The sequence below is a fragment of the Streptomyces sp. NPDC104381 genome, assembly GCF_055583745.1.
This window is the reverse complement of sequence record NZ_JBVJNK010000006.1, coordinates 485,782-505,419: the sequence shown is the minus strand read 5'-3', so window position 1 is coordinate 505,419 and position 19,638 is coordinate 485,782. Positions and strand designations below refer to the sequence as shown.

21 protein-coding genes are annotated in these 19,638 nt (G+C 72.6%); 4 read left to right on the top strand and 17 right to left on the bottom strand.

Going from position 1 to position 19,638, the window contains the following annotated elements; translation table 11 throughout:
• Positions 1 to 23: 23 nt before the first annotated feature.
• From ACZ607_RS23530 to tsaB, 5 genes are all read right to left on the bottom strand, one after another.
• Complete coding sequence (locus tag ACZ607_RS23530) at positions 24 to 485, bottom strand: VOC family protein (RefSeq protein ID WP_469737461.1); 462 nt, start codon at positions 483 to 485, stop codon at positions 24 to 26.
• A gap of 104 nt (positions 486 to 589) precedes the next feature.
• Positions 590 to 865 (bottom strand): hypothetical protein, encoded by a 276-nt coding sequence (locus ACZ607_RS23525; protein ID WP_469737459.1) that lies wholly within the window; start codon positions 863 to 865, stop codon positions 590 to 592.
• On the bottom strand, positions 862 to 1,962 hold the full coding sequence (gene tsaD / locus ACZ607_RS23520; RefSeq protein WP_469737458.1) for a tRNA (adenosine(37)-N6)-threonylcarbamoyltransferase complex transferase subunit TsaD: 1,101 nt from the start codon (positions 1,960 to 1,962) through the stop codon (positions 862 to 864). The genes ACZ607_RS23525 and tsaD overlap by 4 nt, the downstream gene beginning before the upstream one ends.
• Positions 1,962 to 2,459 carry a ribosomal protein S18-alanine N-acetyltransferase gene (rimI, locus tag ACZ607_RS23515; RefSeq protein ID WP_469737456.1) on the bottom strand — a complete coding sequence of 166 codons (498 nt, stop codon included), beginning with the start codon at positions 2,457 to 2,459 and terminating at the stop codon, positions 1,962 to 1,964. The genes tsaD and rimI overlap by 1 nt, the downstream gene beginning before the upstream one ends.
• Positions 2,456 to 3,103: a tRNA (adenosine(37)-N6)-threonylcarbamoyltransferase complex dimerization subunit type 1 TsaB gene (gene tsaB, locus ACZ607_RS23510; protein ID WP_469737745.1), complete on the bottom strand. Its 648-nt coding sequence runs from the start codon at positions 3,101 to 3,103 to the stop codon at positions 2,456 to 2,458. The genes rimI and tsaB overlap by 4 nt, the downstream gene beginning before the upstream one ends.
• 135 nt (positions 3,104 to 3,238) lie before the next feature.
• Here tsaB and ACZ607_RS23505 point away from each other — a divergent pair, with 135 nt between their 5' ends.
• On the top strand, positions 3,239 to 3,829 hold the full coding sequence (locus ACZ607_RS23505) for a hypothetical protein (protein WP_469737454.1): 591 nt from the start codon (positions 3,239 to 3,241) through the stop codon (positions 3,827 to 3,829).
• A gap of 75 nt (positions 3,830 to 3,904) precedes the next feature.
• Here the strand turns inward: ACZ607_RS23505 and ACZ607_RS23500 are convergent, their stop codons facing one another.
• The 8 genes from ACZ607_RS23500 to glmS all read right to left on the bottom strand — a co-directional run bounded on the left by ACZ607_RS23500 (position 3,905) and on the right by glmS (position 11,426).
• Positions 3,905 to 4,090: a hypothetical protein gene (locus ACZ607_RS23500; RefSeq protein ID WP_469737452.1), complete on the bottom strand. Its 186-nt coding sequence runs from the start codon at positions 4,088 to 4,090 to the stop codon at positions 3,905 to 3,907.
• A gap of 173 nt (positions 4,091 to 4,263) precedes the next feature.
• Positions 4,264 to 4,797: a tRNA (adenosine(37)-N6)-threonylcarbamoyltransferase complex ATPase subunit type 1 TsaE gene (gene tsaE, locus ACZ607_RS23495; RefSeq protein ID WP_469737450.1), complete on the bottom strand. Its 534-nt coding sequence runs from the start codon at positions 4,795 to 4,797 to the stop codon at positions 4,264 to 4,266.
• Positions 4,798 to 4,816: 19 nt separating this feature from the next.
• The gene (locus ACZ607_RS23490) at positions 4,817 to 6,037 is read right to left on the bottom strand and encodes an alpha/beta fold hydrolase (RefSeq protein ID WP_469737448.1); all 1,221 of its coding nucleotides are present in this window, start codon (positions 6,035 to 6,037) and stop codon (positions 4,817 to 4,819) included.
• Positions 6,038 to 6,112: 75 nt separating this feature from the next.
• On the bottom strand, positions 6,113 to 7,267 hold the full coding sequence (gene alr, locus ACZ607_RS23485) for an alanine racemase (protein ID WP_469737447.1): 1,155 nt from the start codon (positions 7,265 to 7,267) through the stop codon (positions 6,113 to 6,115).
• 60 nt (positions 7,268 to 7,327) lie between these two features.
• A complete protein-coding gene (locus tag ACZ607_RS23480) occupies positions 7,328 to 7,711 on the bottom strand; it encodes a DUF488 domain-containing protein (RefSeq protein ID WP_469737445.1) in 384 nt (127 codons plus the stop codon).
• A 37-nt stretch (positions 7,712 to 7,748) separates the two neighbouring features.
• Entirely contained in the window at positions 7,749 to 9,194 is a 1,446-nt protein-coding gene (locus ACZ607_RS23475; protein ID WP_469737443.1) for an NAD(P)H-hydrate dehydratase, read from the bottom strand.
• Between the two features lie 3 nt (positions 9,195 to 9,197).
• Complete coding sequence (locus ACZ607_RS23470; RefSeq protein ID WP_469737441.1) at positions 9,198 to 9,566, bottom strand: holo-ACP synthase; 369 nt, start codon at positions 9,564 to 9,566, stop codon at positions 9,198 to 9,200.
• A gap of 12 nt (positions 9,567 to 9,578) precedes the next feature.
• Positions 9,579 to 11,426 carry a glutamine--fructose-6-phosphate transaminase (isomerizing) gene (gene glmS / locus ACZ607_RS23465; protein WP_469737439.1) on the bottom strand — a complete coding sequence of 616 codons (1,848 nt, stop codon included), beginning with the start codon at positions 11,424 to 11,426 and terminating at the stop codon, positions 9,579 to 9,581.
• A 153-nt stretch (positions 11,427 to 11,579) separates the two neighbouring features.
• Between glmS and coaA the strand changes: the two genes are divergently transcribed.
• The 3 genes from coaA (at position 11,580) to ACZ607_RS23450 (ending at position 15,184) form a co-directional block, all read left to right on the top strand.
• Positions 11,580 to 12,572, top strand: coding sequence for a type I pantothenate kinase (gene coaA / locus ACZ607_RS23460; RefSeq protein ID WP_099173833.1), 993 nt, complete (start codon positions 11,580 to 11,582; stop codon positions 12,570 to 12,572).
• Positions 12,573 to 12,590: 18 nt separating this feature from the next.
• Positions 12,591 to 13,529: a DUF389 domain-containing protein gene (locus tag ACZ607_RS23455; RefSeq protein WP_469737437.1), complete on the top strand. Its 939-nt coding sequence runs from the start codon at positions 12,591 to 12,593 to the stop codon at positions 13,527 to 13,529.
• 101 nt (positions 13,530 to 13,630) lie between these two features.
• A complete protein-coding gene (locus ACZ607_RS23450) occupies positions 13,631 to 15,184 on the top strand; it encodes a PH domain-containing protein (RefSeq protein WP_469737435.1) in 1,554 nt (517 codons plus the stop codon).
• Positions 15,185 to 15,195: 11 nt separating this feature from the next.
• Here ACZ607_RS23450 and glmM read toward each other — a convergent pair whose 3' ends face one another.
• The 4 genes from glmM to ACZ607_RS23430 form a co-directional block, all read right to left on the bottom strand.
• Entirely contained in the window at positions 15,196 to 16,554 is a 1,359-nt protein-coding gene (gene glmM / locus ACZ607_RS23445) for a phosphoglucosamine mutase (protein ID WP_469737433.1), read from the bottom strand.
• Between the two features lie 214 nt (positions 16,555 to 16,768).
• Complete coding sequence (gene rpsI, locus ACZ607_RS23440; RefSeq protein WP_031096420.1) at positions 16,769 to 17,296, bottom strand: 30S ribosomal protein S9; 528 nt, start codon at positions 17,294 to 17,296, stop codon at positions 16,769 to 16,771.
• A 46-nt stretch (positions 17,297 to 17,342) separates the two neighbouring features.
• The gene (gene rplM, locus ACZ607_RS23435) at positions 17,343 to 17,786 is read right to left on the bottom strand and encodes a 50S ribosomal protein L13 (RefSeq protein WP_073744271.1); all 444 of its coding nucleotides are present in this window, start codon (positions 17,784 to 17,786) and stop codon (positions 17,343 to 17,345) included.
• 228 nt (positions 17,787 to 18,014) lie between these two features.
• Entirely contained in the window at positions 18,015 to 19,634 is a 1,620-nt protein-coding gene (locus tag ACZ607_RS23430) for an ABC-F family ATP-binding cassette domain-containing protein (RefSeq protein WP_469737431.1), read from the bottom strand.
• Positions 19,635 to 19,638 lie beyond the last annotated feature (4 nt).

Below are 19,638 nucleotides of genomic sequence, written 5' to 3'. Positions count from 1 at the left end.
CCGCGCACGGCCTGGGGCGCGCCCTAGGCGTCCCGCAGGGTCTGGACGTCCAGCTTCCGCATCCCCATCCTCGCCTTCATCACACGGTCGGCCCTGGCCCGGTCGGGGTCGCCGAGCAGCTCGGGCAGCGCGCGGGGGACGATCTGCCAGGACAGGCCGTACCGGTCCTTCAGCCAGCCGCACATGCTCTCCTCACCGCCCTCGGTGAGCTTCGCCCACAGGGTGTCGACCTCCTCCTGGTCGGCGCAGTCCACGCTGAGCGAGACGGCCTCGCTGAAGGTGAACTCAGGGCCGCCGTTGAGGCCGAGGTACTCCTGGCCGGCGAGCACGAAGTCGACGGTCAGCACCGAGCCCGCCTTCGGGGAGCTCTCGTTCCAGTAGGTGATGTCGGCGATGCGCGAGTCCCCGCCGAAGACCGAGACGTAGAACTCGGCGGCTTCCAGGGCCTGGTCGTCGAACCACAGACAGGGCCTGATCTTCTGCATGGTCTCTCTCCTCACCCAGGGGAACGTCGTCGTTCGCTGTGCAAGGTAGACCGGTCCCGCGCCCGGAACTCATCGGAACGCGCGCGGGCCCGTACGTACGCCCGTCAGCCGCCCGTCGGGCCGAGGGACTCGAAGCGCCACCGATGCACCGGGCGGCTGATCAGCCCCGCCTCGGGCTCGGGCAGCTCCGGAAGCTCGCCGTGCTCGTCGTATCCCACGTCCCACCAGGTCATCACGAGCACCCGGTCCTGCGGGGCGCGCAGCAGCTCGCCACGGACCGGCTCGCGGGCCAGCTCCGCCACCCTGGCCCGGGCCCACTCCAGCAGTTCCGCGCCCCGGCCCTCGGCGGCGCGGGCCTCCCACATCAGGGCGACGGTCATGAGTACAGGTTGTCCTTGCTGATCTCGTGCACATGGTCGTGGTCGTGCACGTGGGCACCGGGCACATGGGGCTCCGTGACCGGCAGCGAGGAGTCCGCGGAGAGGTCCAGGTCGGACGCCGGGCGGTTGCGCGCCACCATCTCCGCGCCCAGCGCGGCGACCATGGCCCCGTTGTCCGTGCAGAGCTTCGGCCTGGGTACGCGCAGCCGGATGCCGGCCTTCTCGCACCGCTCCTCGGCGAGCGCGCGGAGCCGCGAGTTGGCCGCGACGCCGCCGCCGATCATCAGGTGGTCGACGCCCTCGTCCTTGCAGGCCCGGACGGCCTTGCGGGTGAGGACGTCCACGACGGCCTCCTGGAAGGACGCCGCCACGTCCCGTACGGGGATGTCCTCGCCGGCCGCGCGCTTCGCCTCGATCCAGCGGGCCACGGACGTCTTGAGGCCGGAGAACGAGAAGTCGTACGCCGGGTCGCGCGAGCCGGTCAGTCCGCGGGGGAAGGCGATCGCCTTCGGGTCGCCCTCCCGTGCCAGCCGGTCGATGACCGGGCCGCCGGGGAAGCCGAGGTCCAGCACCCGGGCGATCTTGTCGAAGGCCTCGCCCGCCGCGTCGTCGATGGTCGCGCCGAGCGGCCGTACGTCGCTGGTGATGTCCGGGGCCAGCAGCAGCGAGGAGTGCCCGCCGCTCACCAGCAGCGCCATCGTCGGCTCGGGCAGCGGGCCGTGCTCCAGCTGGTCGACGCAGATGTGCGAGGCCAGGTGGTTCACCCCGTACAGCGGCTTGTTCAGGGCGTACGCGTACGCCTTGGCGGCGGACACGCCGACGAGCAGCGCCCCGGCGAGTCCCGGGCCGGCCGTGACGGCGATGCCGTCGAGGTCGCGGGCGCTGATCCCGGCGTCCTTCAGGGCGCGCTCGATGGTGGGGACCATCGCCTCCAGGTGTGCGCGCGAGGCGATCTCCGGGACGACCCCGCCGAAGCGGGCGTGCGTCTCGACGCTGGAGGCGACGGCGTCGGCGAGGAGCGTCGTGCCGCGCACGATGCCGACGCCGGTCTCGTCGCAGGAGGTCTCGATACCGAGTACGAGCGGTTCGTCAGCCATCAATCTGTCTCTGTCTCTGTTCCTTGTACGGTCAGGCGCATGACGAGTGCGTCGATGTTCCCCGGCTGGTAGTAGCCACGGCGGAAGCCGATGGGCTCGAAGCCGAAGCGTTCGTAGAGCTTCTGCGCGCGGGTGTTGTCGACACGGACCTCCAGGAGCACGGCGGCGCACTCGAAGGCGGTGGCGTGCCGGAGCAGGTCGGTCAGGAGCTCGGATCCGAGGCCGCCGCCCCACTGGCCGCGGCTGACCGCGATCGTCTGGACGTCGGCGAGGTCTCCGGCCGAGGCGAGGCCCGCGTAGCCGACGATCCGGCCGTCGACGGGGTCCTCGGCGACGACGTAGCGGTGGGTGGCGCGGGGGCCGCGCGCACGGGCCAGCTCGGACCAGAACATGCCGGCCGACCAGGCGTCGTCGGGAAACAGCTCGTGCTCGAGCTCCAGCACCGGCTCGATGTCCCACCAGCGCATCTCGCGGAGCACAGCGGTCGCGGTGGTCACTTGGGGGTGACCACCTTGTAGTTCTTCGGGACCTGGGCGTCGGGCCTGCGCAGGTAGAGCGGCTGCGGGGGCAGCAGCGCGGCGCCGGAGGCCAGCCGTTCGGCGGCCAGGGAGGCGAGCGCGCCGGCCGAGACGTGCTCCGGGCCGCGGGCGTCCGGGAAGGCCTCGGGGTAGAGCAGCGCGCCGGCGCCGGCGACGGGCAGTCCGGCGAGCCGGTCGGCGATGTCGGCGGGCCGGTCGACGGCGGGGTCGCCGTCCCGGGTGCGGGGGTCCTCGTACCGCGCCCAGTAGACCTCCTTGCGGCGCGCGTCCGTCGCGACGGCGAACGGGCCTTCGAGGCCGTCCAGGCCGGCGGCGTACGCGAGGGCGTCGAGCGTGCACAGCCCGTGCACCGGCACGGAGAGGGCGGAGGCGAAGGTCGCGGCGGTGACGAGGCCGACGCGCAGCCCGGTGTAGGGGCCGGGACCGACCCCGACGGCCAGGTCGGTCACGGCGTCGAGCTTCACCCCGGCCTCGGCGAGGACCCGGTCGACGGCGGGCAGCAGCAGCTCCCCGTGCCGCCGGGCGTCGACCTGTCCGGTCTCGGCGACGACGGAGGTCCCGTCGTGGAGGGCGACGGTGACGGCGGGGGTGGCGGTATCCATGGCGAGCAGCAGCACACGAACAGCCTACGGCTCCGCCGACCCGGTCACGGCAGCCTGTGGAGCGTCCCGGTCTCCCCTGCGGCTGCTGGTACCGTCGCCGGGTATACGCGTGTACGACGTAAATGCTTGTACGACATGCGACGGACGCATGTGAAAGGGGACCTCACGGTGGCAAGGGGCAGCTCGGGAATCGTGGCCGGGCTCACCGCCGCGGCGTTGGCCGCGGTCTGTTTCCTCGCCTACCAGGCGTCGGCGAACGCGCCGGACTCGGTCGCGGCGCCCTCGGCGCAGACCTCCGGCTCCACGGCCGCTCCCACCGAGAAGCCGAAGCCCACGAAGCAGCCGCTCGCGGTTCCCGAGGACTCGGACACGGGGACCCGCGTCGTGTACGCGCTGAAGGACCGCCGGGTGTGGATCGTGGACGACCAGGAGAAGGCGCTCCGGACGTTCACGGTGATGCCGAGCTCCGTGAGCCCGCTCCCCGGCGTGTACCAGGTGTCCTCGCGCTCCGGCAGCATCAAGGGCTCGGACGGCGTCCTGATCGAGCACGTGGTGCGCTTCGCGAACGTCGGCGACGTCTCCGTGGGCTTCAGTGCCGCGCAGGACGGCTCGATGCCGACCCCGGACCCCACGATGAAGACCGGCGGGGTGCGGATGAAGCGGGCTGACGGCGACGCGCTGTGGACCTTCGCCACGGTCGGCGTGAAGGTCGTCGTCGTCCCGTAGCCCGGCGTCCGGCGTCCCCGTCGGGCCGTGAGCCCCGGCGCCCCGTGGCCCCGTGAGCCTTTCGGGTCCGGTGGCTCAGGCAGCCGCGGCGGGTCCCGTGTCCTCGGACCCGTCCTCGTCGGCCTGGTCGTCACGGGGCGGCGTCGAGACCGCCGTCGCGGCGGCACAGGAGGCCAGCAGGTCCTTCATGGACACCGCGGACACCGACGGCGTCCCCGCCTGCGGCGACTGCGGCTGCACTTCACGCTCGGGTGCCGGCATGGATGCCTCCTCGGGCTTCGACGAGAGGCGTGGTTAGGTAGACCTAACTACACCCCTGCCTCCATGTGACCACGAGGGGCCGCCCCTGCGCAACATTTTACCGACGAGCTGTCGGAAAACATCGGCGCACGGGGGTGCGGACGCCGCTTCCCGCGGCCGGGCCCGGCCCGTGGTCAGGCCCCCGCCAGCTCCGCGCCCAGTCCCGCCCAGCGTGCGCCGATGCCCACCAGGGTCACCCTGCGGCGTTCGTCGTCGGTGTCGCCGACCGCGCGGTCGATCACCACGCGCAGCCGGTGCTCCGAGAGCTCCTCGACCTTGCCGTCGCCCCACTCCACGACGATCACCGACTCCGGCAGCGAGACGTCGAGGTCCAGGTCCTCCATCTCGTCGAGTCCGCCGCCCAGGCGGTACGCGTCGACGTGGACCAGGGCCGGGCCCTCGCCCAGCGGGGGATGGACCCGGGCGATCACGAAGGTCGGCGAGGTGACGGCACCGCGCACCCCGAGGCCCTCACCGAGGCCGCGGGTCAGGGTGGTCTTGCCCGCACCGAGCTCGCCGGTGAGCATCACCAGGTCGCCGGGGGCCAGCACACCGGCGATCCGGCGGCCCAGCTCCTTCATCTCTTCGGGGGACTCGACGGCGACGTCCAGGGTGACGGTGCCCGGTGCGGCGGATCCGCCCGCCGGGCCGTTGTGCGCTGCTTCCATACCGGCCAACGGTAGAGGATCAGCGCCCCTGGGCCGGAACGGCTCCGATCCGCACCAGCAGGTCCGCGAGCCGGTCGGTGACCGTCTCGGGGTGCTCCAGCATCACCAGATGACCGGCGTCCGGCACGATGACCAGCTCCGCGTCCGGGAGTTCGTCCGCGATGGCCTCGCTGTGCGAACTGGGCGTCACCAGGTCCTTGTCCCCGGCCAGGATCAGCACCGGGATGTCGCGGAAGGCGGGCAGGGCCCCGCTCTTGTCGTGCTCGGTGAAGGCCGGGTAGAACTCGGCGACCACGTCGATCGGGGTGGACTCGATGAGCCGCTCCGCGAAGCGCGCGACCGCCGGGTCCACGTCCCGTGACCCGAACGAGTACCGCTTGATCAGCCCCGCGAACAGGTCGGCGGTGGCCCGCCGTCCGCGCTCCACCAGCTCCGCCTGCGAGCCGAGCGCCTTCAGCACCCCGGGCAGCACCCGGCGCACCGCGTTCACGCCCGCCACCGGCAGCCCGAAGTTCACCTCGCCGAGCTTCCCGCTCGACGTCCCGACGAAGGCGACGGCGGCCACCCGGTCACGGATCAGCTCCGGGTAGCGGTCGGCGAGCGCCATCATCGTCATCCCGCCCATGGAGTGCCCGACCAGCACCAGCGGGCCCTCGGGGGCCGCCGCGTCGATGACCGCCTTCAGGTCGCGGCCGAGCTGGTCGATGCCGACCGGTACGCCCTCGGCCTGCGCACGGCCCCGCTCGGAGCGGCCGTGGCTGCGCTGGTCCCAGTGCACGGTGCGGACCAGGCCGCGCAGCGCGGCGCGCTGGAAGTGCCAGGAGTCCTGGCCCAGGCAGTAGCCGTGGCTGAAGACGACGGTCAGGGGCGCGGGGTCCTTGCTGCCGAAGAGCCTGCGCCGGCGCGGCCCCGAAGCCGCCTGGGCGCCGGCCCGCGTGGCCGCACGGCTCGTCCCGCTGTCCGGCTCGATCTCGTCGACCTCGTAGTACAGCTCGGTGCCGTCGTCGGCGATCGCCCGGCCGGGCTGCCCGCGCAGCGAGCCGTACGGCCCGGAGGCGTCCAGTGCGAGGCGGGCCTTCTTGCGCATGCCCCGGCCCACGGTGAGCCGCTCGACGGCGACGCCCGCGGCCGCGCCCGCGGCGATGACGCCTATCGCCGCCCCGGCGATGCCCGCCCGGCGCCAGCCGGCCGCCGCGACGGCCGCCGTCGCCATCACGTCCTCCGCGCTGGTCTCGCTCACCGTGCCGTGCTCCTTCGTCGTCGTTGTCCGCAGGAACCGCCGGACCATGATCCATGATCCGGGGTGAGCCGGGGGTCAGTCCCGGCCGGAGTCCTCGTGGAGATGGACGCGGGGGACGCGCGCTCCGATGCGCGTGACGATCTCGTACGCGATCGTGTCCGCCGCCCGGGCCCAGTCCTCCGCACCGGGTTCGCCCCGGTCGCCCGGTCCGAACAGCACCGCCTCGGCGCCCGCTTCGAGGGTGTCGCCCCCGAGGTCGACCACGAACTGGTCCATGGCCACCCGGCCCGCGATCCTGCGGACGGCGCCTCCGACGAGGACGGGGCCCCGGCCCGAGGCGTGGCGCGGGATGCCGTCCGCGTAGCCGACGGGCACCAGGGCGAGCGTCGTCTCGGCGGGGGTCGTGTAGTGGTGCCCGTAGCTGATCCCGTGGCCCGGGGGCACCCGCTTGACCAGGGCGACGGAGGCGGCGAGCGTCATGACGGGCCGCAGTCCGAAGTCGGCCGGGGTGCCCAGCTCGGGGCTGGGCGAGATGCCGTACATCGCGATGCCGGTGCGCACGAGGTCGAAGTGGGACTCGGGCACCGTGAGCGTCGCCGGGGAGTTGGCGATGTGCCGCACCTCGGGGCGGCAGCCCTCCTTCTCGGCGTAGGCCACCATGTCGCGGAAGACGTTCAGCTGGGCGGCGATCGAGGGGTGGCCGGGCTCGTCGGCGCAGGCGAAGTGCGACCAGAGGCCGGTGACGCGCAGGAGGCCCGCCTCCTCGGCGGCGCGGGCCGCGGAGACGAGTTCCGGCCAGTCGGCGGGCTGGCAGCCGTTGCGCCCGAGGCCCGTGTCGGCCTTGAGCTGGACGCGGGCCGGCACGCCGGCCTCCGCGGCGGCCGCGGCGACCTCGTCCAGCGCCCACATCCCGCTCACCGAGACATCGACATCGGCCTCGATCGCCTCGCGCCAGGGCCCGCCGGGCGTCCACAGCCAGCACATCATCCGGCCGCCGATGCCGGCCGCACGCAGCGCGAGCGCCTCCTGCGGGGTGGCGGTGCCCAGCCAGGCCGCACCCGCCTCCTGGGCCGCCCTGGCGCAGGGCAGCGCGCCGTGCCCGTACGCGTCGGACTTCACCACGGCCATGAGCTGTGCCCCGGACGCCCGCGCGCGCAGTTCGCGCACGTTGGCGCGCAGTGCGGCGAGGTCGATCTCGGCACGGGCTCTCAGGGTCGCTGTCTCGTTCATCGCGCCCAGTGTCTCAGAGCCGTACGCCTGTGCCTGAGACCTCTGTGCCCGGTGAGGCGGTCACCGGTGGTCGAGGGCCTGCTCCAGATGGCCGACGAGGACCGGTACATGGCTGGCCGGAACGTCCTTCACCGCCGTGACGAGGGTGACGGCGCCGCCCCGGCGCAGCAGGGCGAGGAGCTGCTCGACGGCCTCGGTGTGCACGGGGTCGCCGAGCTCGGCCCGGTAGCGGTCCGCGAACGCGTCGTACCGGGTGTCGCGGTCCTCGTGGTACCAGGTGCGGAGCTCCTTCGAGGGCGTCACGTCCTTGGCCCACAGGTCGACCGCGGCGTGTTCCTTGGAGATCCCGCGGGGCCAGAGCCGGTCGACGAGCACCCGGGTGCCGTCGTCCTCCTCCGGCGGGTCGTAGACCCTGCGTACGCGGATGTCGCTGCCGCTGCCCACGACCGACCACCTTCCGTTCCCGTGCTTCCAGCCTGGATCAGGCCCGCACGTCCCGCCAGGCGGCCGGTACGGCGTCCGCGACGTCCTGCGCGGTGACCGGCGCCCCGTCGGAGGTCCGGCGTGCCGCGAGCCCGTGGAGGTAGGCGCCCACCGACGCCGCGTCGCGCGGCGCGAGGCCGGCGGCCAGCAGCGAGCCGGTCAGCCCGGAGAGCACGTCGCCGCTGCCGGCCGTGGCCAGCCAGGAGGTGCCGGTCGGGTTGACCCGCACGGGCGTGTCCCCGCGCTCCGCGACGAGGGTCGTCGAGCCCTTCAGCAGCACCGTGGCCCGGAAGCGCTCGGCCAGTTCCCGTACGGCGGCGAGCCGTCCCGCCTCGACCTCCTCGCGCTCCACGCCGAGCAGCGCCGCGGCCTCGCCGGCGTGCGGGGTGAGGACGGTGGCGGAGGTCCGGGCGCGTACGGCCGCCATGTCCATCAGCCGCAGCCCGTCGGCGTCGACCAGCACGGGGACGTCCGCGGCCAGCACGTCGGAGACCGCTCCGGCCGCCTGTGCGCCGTCGCCGAGCCCGGGGCCGACCACCCACGCCTGGACGCGCCCGGCCTTCGACGGCGGGCCGGGGTGCACCAGGGTCTCCGGGAAGCGGGCGATCACCGCGTCGGCCCCGGGGCCCGCGTACCGCACGGCTCCGGCGCCGCCGCGCAGCGCCCCGGCGACGGCGAGCACGGCCGCGCCCGGGTAGCGCTCCGAGCCGGCCGCGACGCCGACGACCCCGCGCCGGTACTTGTCGCTCTCGGCGTCGGGTTCGGGCAGCAGGGCGGCCACATCGGCGTACTGGAGGGCCTCCAGGTCCGGGCGGGCCGGCAGCTCCGCGGCGAGGCCGATGTCGACGAGCCGGAGGGCGCCCGCCCGTTCGGCGGCGGGGTCGATGAGCAGCCCCGGCTTGTACGTGCCGAAGGTGACGGTCGCGTCCGCCCGTACGGCGGCGCCGAGCACCTGGCCGGTGTCCGCCTCGACCCCGCTCGGCAGGTCGACGGCCAGCACGGGCGCGTGGCCGGCGGTGACCGCGCGGACCAGCTCCGCCGCCTCGGGGCGCAGTCCCCCGCGCCCGCCGATGCCGGTGATGCCGTCGACGACGAGGTCCACGGGGCCCAGCCCGTCCGGGCCGTCCAGGACCTGCCCGCCGGCCGCCAGCAGGGCGTCCAGCGCGGCCCGGTGCACCTTGTCCGGGGTGGTCAGCAGGGCCCGTACGCCGGCACCGCGCCGGGCCAGCCGGGCGCCCGCGTACAGCGTGTCGCCGCCGTTGTCGCCGCTGCCTACGAGGAGCAGGACCCGGGATCCGTACACCCGGCCGTGGCGCCGGAGCAGGTCGCCGCAGGCCACTGCGAGCCCGGCGGCGGCGCGCTGCATGAGCGCGCCCTCCGGGAGGCGTGCCATGAGCGCCTTCTCGGCGTTCCGTACGGTCTCGACGCTGTAGGCGTGTCGCATACCTCAACCCTCCGCGATCACCACGGCCGACGCCACCCCCGCGTCGTGGCTGAGCGAGACGTGCCAGCTGCGTACGCCGAGCTCGGCCGCCCGCGCGGCGACGGTGCCGGTGACTTCCAGGCGCGGCCGGCCGCTGTCCTCGACGCACACCTCGGCGTCGGTCCAGAGCAGCCCGCCCGGTGCGCCGAGCGCCTTGGCCAGGGCCTCCTTCGCGGCGAACCTGGCCGCCAGCGAGGCGATCCCCCGCCGTTCCCCGCCCGGCAGCAGCAACTCCCGTTCCAGGAAGAGACGCTCGGCCAGCTGGGGTGTACGCCCCAGCGCGGCGCCGAAGCGTTCGATCTCCGCCACATCGATCCCGACCCCAATGATCACGCGCTCACTCACTCATTCGACTGTCACGGACTTCGCCAGGTTGCGCGGCTGGTCCACCTCGTTGCCCCGGGCGGTCGCCAGCTCGCAGGCGAAAACCTGCAACGGCACCGTGGCGACCAGCGGCTGAAGCAGCGTAGGCGTAGCGGGGATCCGGATGAGGTGATCCGCGTACGGGACGACCTCCTCGTCGCCCTCCTCCGCGATGACGACCGTACGGGCGCCACGGGCCCTGATCTCCTGGATGTTCGAGACGATCTTGTCGTGCAGCACCGAACGGCCGCGCGGGGACGGCACGATCACGACGACCGGCAGGCCCTCGTCGATCAGGGCGATCGGCCCGTGCTTGAGCTCCCCCGCGGCGAAGCCCTCGGCGTGCATGTACGCGAGCTCCTTGAGCTTCAGGGCGCCTTCCATGGCCACCGGGTAGCCGACGTGGCGGCCCACGAAGAGCACGGTGTCGTGGGAGGCGAGCGAGCGGGCCAGTTCGCGCACCGGCTCCATGGTTCCCAGCACCCGGTCGACCGCACCCGACATCTCGGAGAGCTGGCGCACGACCGTGCGGATCTCGTCGCCCCACTTGGTGCCGCGCACCTGGCCGAGGTAGAGCGCGACGAGGTAGCAGGCGACGAGCTGGGTGAGGAACGCCTTGGTGGAGGCGACGGCGACCTCCGGCCCGGCGTGGGTGTAGAGGACCGCGTCCGACTCCCTGGGGATGGTCGACCCGTTCGTGTTGCAGATGGCGAGGACCTTCGCTCCCTGCTCACGGGCGTGCCGTACCGCCATCAGCGTGTCCATCGTCTCGCCCGACTGCGAGATGGCGACGACGAGGGTGCGCTGGTCCAGGATCGGGTCGCGGTAGCGGAACTCGCTGGCGAGCTCCGTCTCGCAGGGCAGCCGGGTCCAGTGCTCGATGGCGTACTTGGCGATCATCCCGGCGTGGAAGGCGGTCCCGCAGGCGATGACGACGACCTTGTCGACCTCGCGGAGCACGGTCTGCGGGATGCGCACCTCGTCGAGGTGGAGCGTGCCCGAGCCGTCGACCCGGCCGAGCAGCGTGTCGGCGACCGCCTTGGGCTGGTCGGCGATCTCCTTGAGCATGAAGGAGGCGTAGCCGCCCTTCTCGGCGGCCGAGGCGTCCCAGTCCACGTGGTACTCGCGTACGTCGGCGGGCCGGCCGTCGAATCCGGTGACCGTCACCCCGTCCCGGCGCAGCTCGACGACCTGGTCCTGGCCCAGCTCGATCGCGTCCCGGGTGTGTGCGATGAAGGCGGCGACATCGGAGGCGAGGAACATCTCCCCCTCCCCGACCCCCACCACGAGCGGCGAGTTCCGCCGGGCCCCGACCACCACGTCGGGCTCGTCCGCGTGCACGGCGACCAGGGTGAACGCGCCCTCCAGCTGCCGGCACACCTGCCGCATGGCCTCCGCAGGATCGCCGCTGGACGAGTACGCCTCGGCGAGCAGGTGGGCGACCACCTCGGTGTCGGTCTCGGAGGTCAGGTCGTGGCCCCGCCCGGCCAACTCCTCGCGCAGACCGGCGAAGTTCTCGATGATCCCGTTGTGCACGACGGCGACGCGGCCCGCGTTGTCGAGGTGCGGGTGGGCGTTGGCGTCGGTGGGCCCGCCGTGCGTGGCCCAACGGGTGTGCCCGATCCCGGTGTTCCCGCCCGGCAGCGGCCGGTCCTTGAGCTCCTTCTCCAGATTGAGGAGCTTGCCCGCCTTCCGCGCCGCGGCGAGCCCCCCGTCCGCGAGGACGGCGACCCCCGCGGAGTCGTACCCCCGGTACTCCAGCCGCTTCAGCCCCGCGACCACGACATCCTGCGCCGACTGCGCCCCGACATAACCCACGATTCCGCACATATCGGCACCATAAGGCCGCGCGGGGGCGGGCGACAGCAGGGGCGGGCCACGCGGGGGCGCCCGGGGTGCCCGGCGCTCCGGCACCGCGGAACCGCTCCCCCACGTGACCGACCCCACCCTCCACTCCGTTAAAACTCCCGCAACAATGAACGGGTGATCACCTCAGCCGCACGGAGCCCCCGCCGCACCGAGCACGCGCCGACGCCCTACGTCGACCTGACCCGGGCCGAGTGGAGCGCCCTGCGTGACAAGACGCCGCTGCCGCTGAGCGCCGAGGAGGTCGAGAAGCTGAGAGGGCTCGGTGACGTCATCGACCTCGACGAGGTCCGGGACGTCTATCTGCCGCTCTCCCGGCTGCTGAACCTCTACGTCCAGGCCACCTCGGGCCTGCGCGGCGCCCTGAACACCTTCCTGGGGGACGCGGGCAACGGGCACGGTGAGCAGCGCGGCACCCCGTTCGTCATAGGGGTCGCCGGAAGCGTCGCCGTCGGCAAGTCCACCACCGCCCGCATCCTCCAGGCGCTGCTGGCGCGGTGGCCGGAGCACCCCCGGGTGGAGCTGGTGACGACCGACGGGTTCCTGCTCCCGATGAAGGAGCTGGAGGCGCGCGGCCTGATGTCGCGCAAGGGGTTCCCCGAGTCGTACGACCGCCGGGCGCTGACCCGGTTCGTCGCCGACATCAAGGCCGGCAAGGACGAGGTGACGGCCCCCGTCTACTCGCACCTGATCTACGACATCGTGCCGGGCGAGCGGCTGACCGTGCGCCGCCCCGACATCCTGATCGTCGAGGGGCTGAACGTGCTCCAGCCCGCGCTGCCCGGCAAGGACGGCCGGACCAGGGTCGGGCTCGCGGACTACTTCGACTTCAGCGTGTACGTCGACGCGAGGGCCGAGGACATCGAGAACTGGTACCTCCACCGCTTCCGCAGGCTGCGTGAGACGGCGTTCCAGAACCCGTTCTCGTACTTCCGCAAGTACACGCAGGTCTCCGAGGCGGAGGCGCTGGACTACGCGCGCACCATGTGGCGGACCATCAACAAGCCGAATCTGCTGGAGAACGTGGCGCCGACGCGCGGCCGTGCCACTCTGGTGCTGCGCAAGGGGCCGGACCACAAGGTCCAGCGTCTGTCGCTGCGCAAGCTCTGACCCGGAAAGGGTGCGCCCGTGCTGCATCTGCGCCTCATCGTGCCCGCCGACCGCAGCGACGAGGTCGTCGAGCTGATCGAACGGACCCTCGGCACCGCCCATGTCGCGGTGCTCGCGGGTGCCGCCCGGAACCCGGCGGGCGATGTGGTCCTGTGCGACGTGGCCCGCGAGTCGGGTGACGAACTCATCGGCGCCCTGCGGGAGATGGGCATCGACGACAGCGGTTCCATCACCGTCGAGAACATGGACCTCACGCTCTCCAGGCGGGCCGACGAGGCCGAGCGGGCGGCCCCGGGCGAGGGCGCGGACGCGGTGCTCTGGGAAGAGCTGAGCGAGGTGACCCATGAGGAGTCGACGTTCAGCGCCACCTATGTCGCCTTCCTCGCCGTCGCGACGATGCTCGCCGCGTGCGGGGTGATGCTCGACAACACGGTCCTGATCGTGGGCGCGATGGCGGTGGGCCCGGAGTTCGGCCCGCTGGCCGGGATCTCGACGGCGCTGGTGCAGCGTGCGCCCCGGCTGGTGGCCCGCTCGCTGTGGGCGCTGATCGGCGGCTTCGCCGCGGCGATGGTCCTGACGGCCGGTTTCTCCTGGCTGATGGACGCGTTCGGGCTGTTCGACGCCCGCATGGTCACGGCGGACCGCCCCAACACGGGCTTCATCTGGCACCCGGACTGGATGTCGTTCGTGGTGGCGCTCCTGGCGGGCGTCGCCGGGACGCTCTCGCTGACCTCGGCGAAGTCCGGCGCGCTGATCGGCGTGGCGATCTCGGTGACCACGGTGCCGGCGGCCGCCAACGCCGCGATCGCCTTCAGCTACCAGGACTTCCAGCAGACCTGGGGGTCCTCGGAACAGCTGCTGGCCAACCTGGGCGGCATCGTCCTGGCCGGGACGCTGACCCTGCTGATCCAGAAGGCGCTGTGGCACACGAGCCGGCGTACGGTGAACGGCCGTTGACGCATGGGCCCCGGCCGTGACGGACCGGCAATGTGGCGCGGCCCGAGGCTGCCGTACACCGCACAAGCCGGGGCGGCCCGGCCGGTGACAGGATCCCGGGTATGAGCGATGCCCGGGAAGTGAGCGCCCATCCGCTCCGCGGACGCGCCCAGTGGTTCTCCGTCGCCCTCGGGGCGGCCGGGGCCGGCCTGGCCGGGGTGCGCGTGGTGTACGCGGGCCGCTTCCTGGACGTATGGGCGTCGGTGGGCCTGCTGTGCGCGCTGCTCGGCCTCGTCTGTCTGTACGCGGCCACCACCCGGGTGAGCGCGGACGCCCACGGCCTGCACACCCGTACCCTGCTACGCCGTCGGCACATCCCGTGGTCGGGCATAGCGGATCTCCGTACGTACATCCAGTACGGGCGGAACCAGCAGGTCCACCGGGTCAGCGTGCTGCTGAGCGACGGCCGCGCCCGTCGGCTGCCGCTCCCGCTGAGCGCGTCCTCCGGCGACCGCCCCGCGTTCGACGCGGAGCTGGAGGCGCTCCGCGCCCTGCACCGCCGGTACGGCGCCCCCGGGTCCGGCCACGACCCCGTCATCTCGTACCGCGCCGCCGGGCGCGGCACGGCCGTCCCGGCGCTCCTGTGCGTGCTGCTGCTCGCGGGCGCGGGCCTGGCCGCATGGTTCGTGCCGGTCGTCGGGGCGGAGAAGGAGGCGTGGACGTCGGCCGTCCCGTGCACCGCCGGGACTCCCGCCGAGGAGCGCGGGGAGTGCCTGAGCACCCGGCACGCGGTCATCGCCCGGGCGGAGGTCAGCCGGGGGAAGCAGAGCAGCTGGCTGTACTTCGCCGACGGCCGGCCGCTGGAGCGGCTGGGGGTCTCGCGGGAGGGGGCCAGGGGGTTCCACGCCGGTGACGAGGTCGAACTGACCGTCTGGCGGCACCGGGTGAGGGAGGTCGCCGCCGAACACCACGTGTGGCGCGAGCACTTCACCGGCGCCGGGGAGGTGGCCGTCATCGCGGCCCTGTGCGCGCTCGGCGCGGGCTACCCCGGTGCCCGGATCCTGCTGCACCGGCGCGGCCGCCGGCTGCCGGACGACGAGGTCCTCCCCTCCGCCCTGCCGTTCGCGGCCGCGCTCGTCGGTACGGCCGTGTGGCTGCTGCCGCTCTGCTACCTCCACCCCAGGGGCCCGGCCGGCTCTCCCGTGGCCCTGGTCTGGGCGGTGTCGGGGGCCGTGGCCACGTTCGGGATGTTCGCCTGGGCGTGGCGCGCCACCCGTATCCGTACGCCCGGCGAGGGCGCCCCTTCCCACGGGCGGCGGGAGAAGGGGGAGCGGTTCCTCGCCGCCCGGTTCCTGGAGCACACCGACTACAACCCGAACGGCTTCGGCACCCACGTCGTCCTGGGGGACGGCCCGCCGGCGGTGACCCCCCACCCCGGTCCGGGCCGGTTCGCGGCGCGGCGGATCCCGGTGGAGCGGCTGACCGTGACGGGAGTGCGGCGTGTCCGGGGCAGCGACGGCGACACCGTCGCCAGGGGCTGGCACGTCGCCGAACTCGACGACGCGGGCGAACCCGTCCGCCTCGCGGCCGCCCCCGCCGACCTGGCCGCCATCCTCCGGGAGCTGGAGGCCGGACGCGGGACGGCCCCGGCGGTGGAGCCGGGGCCGTCCGTCTGAGCGACGGTCCGTCAGCCGAGCGCGGACTTCACCACATCGGCCAGCTGCCCGGCCACCGCGCGCGCCTGTTCGAGGTCGGCGGCCTCGACCATGACCCGTACGAGCGGCTCGGTGCCCGACTTGCGCAGCAGGACGCGGCCGGTGTCGCCCAGCGCGTGCTCGGCCTGGGACACCGCGGCGGCCACCTCGGGGGAGGTGTCCACGCGGGACTTGTCGACGTCCGGCACGTTGATGAGGACCTGCGGGAGGCGCTGCATCACACCCGCCAGGTCGGCGAGCGTACGTCCGGTGGCGGCGACCCGGGCCGCGAGCATCAGCCCGGTCAGGGTGCCGTCACCCGTCGTGGCGTGGTCCAGGACGATGACGTGGCCGGACTGCTCGCCACCGAGCGCGAAGCCCTCGGCCTTCATCGACTCCAGGACGTAGCGGTCGCCGACGGCGGTCTGGACGAGCTGGATGCCCTCGCGCTCCATCGCCATCTTGAAGCCCAGGTTCGACATGACCGTACCGACGACGGTGTCCTTGCGCAGGTGGCCCGCCTCGCGCATGGCGAGGGCCAGCACGGCGAGGATCTGGTCGCCGTCGACCTCGGCGCCGGTGGCGTCCACGGCCAGGCAGCGGTCGGCGTCGCCGTCGTGCGCGATGCCGAGGTCGGCGCCGTGCTCGACGACGGCGGCCCGCAGCAGCTCCAGGTGCGTGGAGCCGCAGCCGTCGTTGATGTTCAGGCCGTCCGGCTCGGCACCGATGGTGACGACCTCGGCCCCGGCCCGGGCGAACGCCTCGGGCGAGACACGGGCGGCGGCGCCGTGCGCCTCGTCGAGGACGACCTTCAGCCCGTCGAGCCGGTTCGGGAGGACACCGATGAGGTGGGCGACGTAACGGTCGAAGCCCTCGTTGTAGTCGGTGACACGGCCCACGCCGGCGCCGGTCGGACGGTTCCACGGCTCACCGGTGCGGTGCTGCTCGTAGACCGTCTCGATGCGGTCCTCCAGCTCGTCGGCGAGCTTGTGCCCGCCCCGCGCGAAGAACTTGATGCCGTTGTCCGGCATGGCGTTGTGGCTCGCCGACAGCATGACGCCGATGTCCGCGCCGAGCGCCCCGGTGAGGTACGCCACGGCGGGGGTGGGCAGCACCCCGACGCGCAGGACGTCGACACCGGCGCTGGCCAGGCCCGCCACGACGGCGGCCTCCAGGAACTCCCCGGACGCGCGGGGGTCACGGCCCACCAGCGCGGTCGCCCGATGCCCCTCGAAGGTGCCCGCCTCGGCCAGCACGTGCGCCGCCGCGACCGAGAGCCCGAGCGCGAGCTCGGCTGTCAGGTCCGCGTTGGCGACGCCGCGCACGCCGTCCGTGCCGAAGAGTCGTCCCACTGGTGTCCTCCGAAGGTGCTCCGAAACCGCAAAACCAAAGTAATCAAAACAGGGCGAAGCGAGGCAAGGCACAACAAAGAAGGGTGCGCCCGAGGCTGCCGACCCGATAAACATGCAAACGTCTTAAGCCGTTATACGCCCGCGAGGGCTGATAAACGAACGCCCCAGCAGCACGAGGTGTGCCGCCGGGGCGAACGTGTAAAGCAGGCGCGATTTAGCGCTTGCTGTACTGCGGGGCCTTACGGGCCTTCTTGAGACCGGCCTTCTTGCGCTCGACCGCACGGTCGTCGCGGGAGAGGAAGCCGGCCTTCTTCAGCGTGGCGCGGTTGTTGTCCACGTCCGCCTCGTTCAGCGCGCGGGCCACACCGAGGCGCAGGGCGCCGGCCTGACCGGAGACGCCGCCACCCGAGATGCGGGCGATGACGTCGTAGCGGCCGTCGAGCTCGAGCACCTTGAAGGGCTCGTTGACTTCCTGCTGGTGCACCTTGTTGGGGAAGTAGTCCTCGAGGGTGCGACCGTTGATCTTCCACTTGCCGGTGCCCGGGACGATCCGGACGCGGGCGATGGCGTTCTTGCGACGGCCAAGGCCGGCCGCGGGCTGCGGGTCGCCGAAGCGGCCCGCGAGCGACTCGGAGGTGTACTCACCCTCGACGGGGACCTCCGACTCGAAGGTGGTCACCTCGGCGAAGGTCTCTTCGCCCTCGGTGCCCTCGACGGGCGTCTCTGCAGTGGTCTCGGCCACGATTCTCCTCAGATCTTTCTTTGACGTCTTAGGGGGGAGGCCGGAACTACTGCGCGACCTGGGTGATCTCGAACGGGACCGGCTGCTGCGCAGCGTGCGGGTGCTGGTCGCCCGCGTAGACCTTGAGCTTCGAGATCATCTGACGACCCAGGGTGTTCTTGGGGATCATGCCCTTGATGGCCTTCTCGATGGCCTTCTCGGGGTTCTTCGCGAGGAGCTCGTCGTAACGCACCGAACGGAGACCGCCCGGGAAGCCCGAGTGGCGGTACGCCATCTTCTGGGTCTTCTTGTTGCCGGAGAGGTGGACCTTCTCGGCGTTGATGATGATGACGAAGTCGCCCATGTCCATGTGGGGGGCGTAGATCGCCTTGTGCTTGCCTCGGAGGAGGTTCGCGGCCGTGGTGGCCAGACGGCCGAGGACGATGTCCTCAGCGTCGATGATGTGCCACTGGCGAGTGACATCGCCGGGCTTGGGGCTGTACGTACGCACTTCGTAGCCTTCGCTTCTTCAGTGGATGAGGTCCAGACACATGGCACCCCTGAAGCGATCATGCAGCTGGGGCTCACAGTGCCGGGGACAATGCCCGTATGCGAGCCACTGGTAACTGCTCCAGAGAACCTACGCAGGGGCTCCGCGCGGTGAGAACGACCGAGCCCGTACGTATAACAACCCCCGACAGTACCCGCCCCGCCCGGGACCGGTCAAAACGCGCCGGACCTACCGCTTCCGCTCGACCCTGCGCTCGTCCCAGACGGGCTCCGTGGACTCCCGTACCACCCCGTCCGAGCCGAAGACCAGGTACCGGTCGAAGGACTTCGCGAACCAGCGGTCGTGGGTGACCGCCATGACCGTCCCGTCGTACGCCTCCAGGCCGTCCTGGAGGGCCTCGGCCGACTCCAGGTCCAGGTTGTCCGTCGGCTCGTCCAGCAGCAGCGCGGTCGTGCCGGCCAGCTCCAGGAGCAGGATCTGGAACCGCGCCTGCTGCCCGCCGGAGAGCCGCTCGAAGGCCTGGTCGCCCTGGCGCTCCAGCTCGTAGCGCCGCAGCACCCCCATCGCGCCGCCCCGGTCCTTGGCGTGCTCCGTCCAGAGGATCTCCACCAGCGTCTTGCCGAGCAGCTCCGGGTGGGCGTGCGTCTGCGCGAAGTGTCCGGGCACGACCCGGGCGCCGAGCTTCCACTCACCGGTGTGCGCCACCGGCTCCCCCGCCAGCAGCCGCAGGAAGTGCGACTTCCCCGACCCGTTGGAGCCGAGCACGGCGACCCGCTCCCCGTAGTAGATCTCCAGGTCGAACGGCTTCATCAGCCCGGTCAGCTCCAGGCCGGTGCACGTCACCGCCCGCACCCCGGTGCGCCCGCCGCGCAGCCGCATCCTGATGTCCTGCTCGCGGGGCGGCTCGGGCGGCGGGCCGGCCTCCTCGAACTTCTTGAAGCGGGTCTGCATCGCGTGGTAGCGGTTCGCCATGTCGGGGCTGTTCGCCGCCTGCTGCCGCATCCGCAGGACGAGCGCCTTCAGCCGCTTGTGCTCCTCCTCCCAGCGCCGCAGGAGCTCCTCGAAGCGTGCGAACCGGTCCTTGCGGGCCTGGTGGTACGTGTCGAAGCCGCCGCCGTGCACCCAGACGTCCGAGCCGGCCGGACTGGGCTCCACGCTGACGATCTTCTCGGCGGCCCGCGAGAGCAGCTCCCTGTCGTGGGAGACGAAGAGCACCGTCTTACGGGTCTCCTTGAGCTTCTCCTCCAGCCACCGCTTCCCGGGGACGTCCAGATAGTTGTCCGGCTCGTCCAGGAGCAGCACCTCGTCCGGGCCGCGCAGCAGCGCCTCCAGGACCAGCCGCTTCTGCTCGCCCCCGCTGAGGGTGCGCACCTCGCGCCACTGCGCCTTCTCGTACGGGACGCCGAGCGCGGCAATGGTGCAGACGTCCCACAGCGTCTCGGCCTCGTAGCCGCGCGCCTCCGCCCAGTCGCTGAGCGCCTGCGCGTACGCCATCTGCGCGGCCTCGTCGTCGACAGTGAGAATGCGCTCCTCGGCCGCGTCGACGGCCTTCGCCGCCTCCCTGATCCGCGGCTGGGCCACGGAGACCAGCAGGTCACGGACGGTCCGCTCGTCCCGTACGGACCCGACGAACTGGGCCATCACCCCGAGCCCGCCGCTCACCGACACCGAGCCGCCGTGCGGCTGGAGCTCCCCGGCGAGGAGCTTCAGGAGGGTCGTCTTGCCCGCCCCGTTGGCACCGACGAGGGCGACGACGGCACCGTCGGCCACCCGGAACGAGGCATCGCCGAGCAGCACCCGTCCGTCCGGTAGGTAGTACTCCAGGTGGCCCGCTTCGAGATGTCCCATGCAC